We start from the raw sequence: 6,097 nt of genomic DNA, 5'->3' as shown, positions 1-6,097 counted from the left end.
CAGCGGCGTGGCACACGGGCACGCGAACCCAGCCCAGCGGCATACGGCCTGAGCATCACGCGGAGTCGCGCACCACCAAGTGGGTCTCCAGCAGCGACACCCTCTGCGGTTTCTCACCGGCGAGGAGGCGGAGCAGGGTGTCGGCCATGACGATGCCCATCTGCCTCGTCGGCTGCGCGACCGTGGTCAGCTGGAGCGGCCCCCGCGTGGCAAAGCGACTGTCGTCATAGCCGACGACCGCGACGTCCTGCGGCACGGCCCTGCCGCGCGCTGCCAGGGTCGTGAGGGCACCGCTCGCCATGAGGTCGCTGGCGACGAAGATCGCGTCGAGGTCCGGGTACCTGTCGAGCAGCTCTGCCGCCGCCCGGGCACCACCCTCCTGGGTGAAGTCGGCGTGGGCGACGCGCTCGTCGGAGAGCCCGGCGTCGCGCAGCGCCTGGCGCCAGCCGTCCTCGCGGTCGAGGGCTGCGGGCATGTCCTGCGGGCCGGTGATCGTGCCGATGGCCCGCCGGCCGGAGTCGATGAGGTGACGGGTGCCCTGCATCGCACCGAGCCGGTTGTCCACGTCGACGTAGTAGTCCGTGGGGCGTCCCGGTGCACCTTCCGCCCGCATCGGCCGCCCGCCGAAGACGACGGGCAGGGACTCGCCGATCGAGGCGAGGAAGTGGTCGCCCGAGTGGTGCGAGACGACGAGGGCACCGTCGACGTTCCCCCCGAGGAGGTAGCGCCGGGTCTTCTCGGACGGGGAGCTGGGGTGCGTCAGCTGCAGGTTGAGGACGTAGTCGCTGTCGTCGAGGCGGTCGCTGATGCCCTGGACGATGTCGGCGAAGTAGGGGTCCCCGAAGAACCGGTGGGCGTCCTCCGGCACGACGAGGGCGATCGACATCGTCGCTCGGGCCACGAGCGAGCGTGCCGCGCGGTTCGGGACGTACTTGAGCTGGCTGATCGCGGCCTCGACGGTGGCGCGGACCTCTGGGCTGACCTTGGGTGACGCGTTGATCACCCGCGAGACGGTGGCCCGGGACACGCCGGCGAGCCGGGCGACCTCCTCGAGGGTCGGCCGGCCTGGCAGGGCTACGGATCCGTCACTCATGCGTCGCTGCCTCCCGAGCTGCTGTCCTCATCGTCCTCGTCCGAGGGTCCCGCCGCCACCGAGGCCTGCAGGCGGGCGTCCCCGGTGTCGACCGCGCCGACGGGCAGCTGCCTCGTCCTGCTGATCCGGGCGTAGTCGAGTGCGCTGGCCTTGGGGGTCCGCACCTGGGTGTCGTAGTCGACGCGGACGATACCGAATCGCTTCGCGTAACCCCATGCCCACTCGAAGTTGTCGAGGAACGACCAGTAGAAGTATCCCTGCACGGGCACCCCGGCGTCGATGGCGTCGAGGACCGACGCGAGGTGGGACCGCACGTAGCCGACCCGGTCGCGGTCGTCGACGAACCCGGTGTCGTCGGGTTCGTCGTCGAAGGCCGCGCCGTTCTCCGTGACGTGCAGTACCGTGCCGGCCGGACCGGCGTACTCGTCGTGCAGCCGCACGAGCAGCCGGGTCAGACCTTCCGGCTGCACCTCCCAGTCCATCGCCGTGACCGGCAGCCCCCGGGGGTGCCAGTGGACGCCGTCCGCGGCGGGGAAGGGTGACAGCGTGGGGCGCTCCGTCGCGGGCGTGGCGTTGAGGACGGTCGGCGGCGCCACGTGGCTCACTGCTCCACCGTTGTAGTAGTTGACGCCGAGCACGTCGATCGGGGCGGCGATCGTCGCGAGGTCACCATCTTTCACGTGACGGTCCAGTCCCAGCGCCCGGACGTCCTCGAGCACGTCGGCCGGGTACTCGCCCCGGAAGACCGGGTCGAGGAAGATGCGGTTCATCTGACCGTCGATTCGCCGGGCGGCTTCGACGTCACGCGGATCGGTCGGGTTCACCGGGTCGGCCACGGTGAAGTTGAGCGTGAGCCCGAGCCGGAGCGACGGGTCGCGGTCTCGCAGGGCTGTCACGACCTTGCCGTGGCCGAGCATGAGGTGGTGCGCGGCCGCGAGCCCGTCGCTGGGGGACTGCCGGCCGGGTGCGTGCTCGCCGCTCGTGTAGCCGACGAACGCCGAGCACCACGGCTCGTTGAGGGTCGTCCACGTCGCGACCCGGTCCCCGAGCCGGTCGTGGACGGCGAGCGCGTAGTCGACGAACCGGTCGGCCGTCTCCCGCACGGGCCAGCCCCCGCGGTCCTCGAGCACCTGGGGGAGGTCCCAGTGGTAGAGGGTCAGCCACGGGGTGATACCCGCCCCGATGAGCTGGTCGACGAGCCGCTCGTAGAAGTCGAGTCCGGCAGCATTGACGCTGCGCCCGTCCGGGCAGATTCGGGACCACGAGGTGGAGAAGCGATATGACTGCACGCCAAGGCGCTTCATGAGGGCCACGTCGTCGGCGTAGCGGTGGTAGTGGTCGCAGGCAACGTCGCCGGTGTCTCCGCCGACGACGGCGCCGGGCGTGTGGGAGAAGGTGTCCCAGATCGAGTCGGCGCGGCCGTCCTCGTGACGGGCGCCCTCGATCTGGTAGGCGGCCGTGGCGACTCCGAGCACGAAGTCGTCCGGCACGCGGCGACTTCTGGCGAGCGAGTCCCCCTCTCCCGCGAGCGGGTTCGCATGTCGGTCGGACGAGGTCAGGTTGAGGGTCATCCCTTGACTGCTCCTTGCATGATGCCGGACACGAGCTGGCGCCCGGCGAAGACGAAGACGATGAGGAGGGGGATCGCGGCGAGGACGACGCCGGCGAGGACGAGCGAGTAGTCGACGTAGTAGGCGGCCTGGAGCTGCTGGAGCGCGACGGGCAGCGTCGGGTTGCCCGGTTCGAGCACGATGAAGGGCCAGAAGAAGTTCGTCCACGTGTAGATGAACGTGAACAGGCCGAGCATCGCCGCTCCCGGTCGCGCCGCGGGCAGGGCCACGCTCCAGAAGATCCGCAGCGTGGACGCGCCGTCGACCCGAGCCGCCTCGACGAGCTCGTCCGGGAGGGACTCGCGCAGGTACTGGGTCATCCAGAAGACGCCGAAGGCGCTGACGATCGCGGGCAGGATGACGGCCCACAGCCCACCGATCCACCCGAGCTTGGCCATGACGATGAAGAGCGGCACGACGCCGAGCTGGGTCGGCACGCACATCGTCGCGATGACGAAGACGAGCAGCCCTTCGCGCCCGCGGAAGCGCAGCTTGGCGAAGGCGAAGCCGGCCAGCGTGGACAGGAGCACGACGCACACCGCGACGACGGTCGAGACGATGACGCTGTTGCCGAACGCCTTCCAGAAGGGGAGCGTCGTGATGACGGTGCGCGCGTTCTCGATGAAGTTCCCGCCGGGGAGGAGGGACACCTCGCCGCTGTTGATGGCCGCGGCATCCTTGCTCCCGATGACGAAGGACCACCAGAGGGGGAAGGCGCTCGCGAGCAGGACGACCGTGAGGAAGGCGTATGCCGCTGGGCTGCCCTGGGCGCGCCGGGCCACTCGGGCGGTCGCTCCCCTGGCGGGACCCCGGCGGTGCTGACCGTGCTGGCCGGGCTGGCCATGCCCCTCCTCGAGGCGTCGCGTGACGATGGTCATCGGGGTCCCTCCCTCGAGGCGATCCGGCGGATGACGAAGAAGTTGACGATCGCGATGAGCACGATGATGAGGAAGAGCAGCCAGGCGACCGCGGACGCCCGGCCGAAGTTCTTCTGGTTCCAGCCGAGGTTGTAGAGGTAGATCGTCAGCGTCTGCCACTGCCGGTCGGCCCCACCTTGGCCGTACTGGTCGAACATCCGCGGCTCGTCGAAGATCTGGAGCCCGCCGATCGTGGAGGTGATGGTGACGAAGATGATCGTCGCCCGCAGCTGGGGCACGGTGATCGAGAAGAAGGTGCGGATCGGGCCGGCCCCGTCGATGAGCGCGGCCTCGTAGTAGTCCCGCGGTATCACCTGCATCGCGGCAAGGAAGATCAGGGCGTTGTAGCCGGTCCACCGGAAGTTGACCATCGTCGCGATGGCGAGGTGGCTCGAGAGGGTGTCCTTGTGCCACTGGATCGGCTCGATCCCGACCCAGCCGAGCGCCTGGTTGATGAGGCCGTAGCGGTCGCCGAAGAGGTCGTTGAAGATGAGCACGACCGCGACGGGAGCGATGACGTAAGGGAGCAGGACCCCCATGCGCCAGAGGCCCTTGGCGCGGATCTTGCTGTCGAGGGCCACCGCGATGAGCAGGGCGAGGATGATCTGCGGCACGCTCGAGAGCAGGAAGATGCTGAAGGTGTTGCGCACGGCGTTCCAGAAGAAGCGCTGCTCGAGCACCTCCTGGTAGTTCGTCAGGCCGACGAAGTCGCCCTGCCCGCCGATGAGGTGCCACTCGTGGAGGGAGACCCACGCCGTGTAGAGGAGTGGGAAGAGACCCACGACGCCGAAGATGATGAAGAACGGAGAGACGTAGGCATACGGCGAAGCCTTGGCCTCGAACCGACTCAACCGCTGGCGCCACCTCGAGCGCTCGGCCCCGAGACCGCTGCGGCGGGGCACCTCGGGCGGTCCGCCGCCGGACCGCCCGAGAGACCGCCCGTCCGCCGGGACGGTGTCACCCGTGTCCCGGCGGGCGGGGCGGTCGGTGCCCGTGTCGAGCATCAGCCGAGGGCCTGGACGTCGGCGACGAACTTGTCCCACGACGCCTCGGGGGTGGCCGAGCCGTCCTCGATCCGCGTCAGTGCCTGCTGCATCGCGTCGTTGATCGGGAAGTACTTGGGACCCTTGAAGGGGCTCACGGTGACGGCCTTGGCACGGTCGGCGAAGATCTTGCCGGTCGGTGCGTCGTTGAAGAACGGCACGGTGACAGACGCGAGGTCGGGGCTGTCGAGTGCGGCCTTCTGGCTCGGGAACGCACCCACCGCCTTGAAGGCCTTGATCTGCTGCTCGGGGGCGGTGAGCCAGGCTGCGAGCGCCTTGGCCTCGTCCTGGTGCTCGGACTGGGTCGGGACGGTCAGGTAGGAGCCGCCCCAGTTGCCGCCGCCGCCGGGGAAGGTGTTGGCGACATCCCAGCCCTTGACGCCCTTGGCGTTGCCCTCGATGACCCCGACCATCCATCCGGGGCAGAGCATCGTGGCGAAGCCGTTGTCCTGGAAGCTGGCCACCCAGTCGTCGCTCCACTGCTGGAGCTTGGCCGAGAGTCCGTCGGTGATGCCGGCCTTGACGACGGCGTCATAGGTCTCCTTGACCTCGGGGTTCGTCGTGGCGATGACCTCGCCCTCGGGAGTCTCGTAGGCGGTCTCCACCTGGTTGATCATGCCCTGCCACGTCGCGCCCAAGCTGTCGAACCATGGCACGTCGGACTTCGCGGCGAACTGCTTCCCGGCCGCGAAGTAGCTCTCCCAGGTGGTCCCGAGCAGGTCGGCGACGGCGTCGCGGTCGGATGGCAGGCCGGCCTTCTCGAAGAGGTCCGCGCGATAGCAGATCGCCTCGGGGCCGACGTCCGTGCCGTAGCCGATGAGGCGACCCTCGTCATCGGTTGCGGCCTTCGTCTTCCAGTCGAGCCAGCGGCCCTCCGTCTCGGGCGAGGTGAGGTCGACGAACCGGTCGGCGTACTGCATGAGCTCGGGGAGCCAGTCGACCTCGACGGCTTCGATGTCCGACAGGCCGGACCCGGCTGCGAGGCGGGTGTTGAGGTTGTCGCGGGCCTCGTTCGACGTGGCGGCCTTCTTGTGCTCGATCTTGACGTTGGGGTTCGCGGCCATGTACTCCGTGATGAGGTCCTCATAGCCGAACTGGTTGAACGTCGCCAGCCTGAGGGTGACCGGCCCTGGGGCCCCACCCGTGCTGTCGGATCCGGCGGAGCCGTCGGCGTCTGCGCTCGACCCGCACGCGGTGAGGGCGAGGAGTCCGACGGTGATGGCGGCGAGCGCCTGTACGTGCGTGGGGCGGGGTTTCATGAGAGCTCCTTCGGTCTCAGCCCAGGGTAGGCGTGGTGTGGGAGCGCTCTCCCGTGGAGGAACTGCAACTGTGAGAGCGCTCTCACAGAGGAGGATGTCGCTGGGCTATCCCGGGGTCAACAGTCGTTACGAATCCGTGACCTACCCAAGCTCGAGTGGCCCCGTCCTCCACAGC

5 protein-coding genes are annotated in these 6,097 nt (G+C 69.1%); all 5 read right to left on the bottom strand.

Going from position 1 to position 6,097, the window contains the following annotated elements; genetic code table 11:
• Window positions 1-55: 55 nt before the first annotated feature.
• From LOY02_RS03885 to LOY02_RS03865, 5 genes are read right to left on the bottom strand one after another with little or no spacing between them, the layout of a single operon-like run.
• A complete protein-coding gene (locus LOY02_RS03885; protein WP_317181018.1) occupies window positions 56-1,093 on the bottom strand; it encodes a LacI family DNA-binding transcriptional regulator in 1,038 nt (345 codons plus the stop codon).
• Window positions 1,090-2,664, bottom strand: a complete 1,575-nt coding sequence (locus LOY02_RS03880; RefSeq protein ID WP_317181017.1) for a GH1 family beta-glucosidase — start codon at window positions 2,662-2,664, stop codon at window positions 1,090-1,092. Before LOY02_RS03880 ends, LOY02_RS03885 begins: the two co-directional genes overlap by 4 nt.
• Entirely contained in the window at window positions 2,661-3,581 is a 921-nt protein-coding gene (locus LOY02_RS03875; RefSeq protein ID WP_317181016.1) for a carbohydrate ABC transporter permease, read from the bottom strand. The genes LOY02_RS03880 and LOY02_RS03875 overlap by 4 nt, the downstream gene beginning before the upstream one ends.
• Entirely contained in the window at window positions 3,578-4,624 is a 1,047-nt protein-coding gene (locus LOY02_RS03870) for a sugar ABC transporter permease (RefSeq protein ID WP_317181015.1), read from the bottom strand. Before LOY02_RS03870 ends, LOY02_RS03875 begins: the two co-directional genes overlap by 4 nt.
• Complete coding sequence (locus tag LOY02_RS03865; protein WP_317181014.1) at window positions 4,624-5,922, bottom strand: ABC transporter substrate-binding protein; 1,299 nt, start codon at window positions 5,920-5,922, stop codon at window positions 4,624-4,626. Before LOY02_RS03865 ends, LOY02_RS03870 begins: the two co-directional genes overlap by 1 nt.
• Between the last annotated feature and the right edge of the window lie 175 nt (window positions 5,923-6,097).

Origin of the sequence: Intrasporangium sp. (assembly GCF_032907665.1) — a bacterium.
Lineage (GTDB): Bacteria > Actinomycetota > Actinomycetes > Actinomycetales > Dermatophilaceae > Intrasporangium.
The sequence above is the reverse complement of the archived record's forward strand: the minus strand, read 5'-3'. Positions and strand labels throughout refer to the sequence as shown.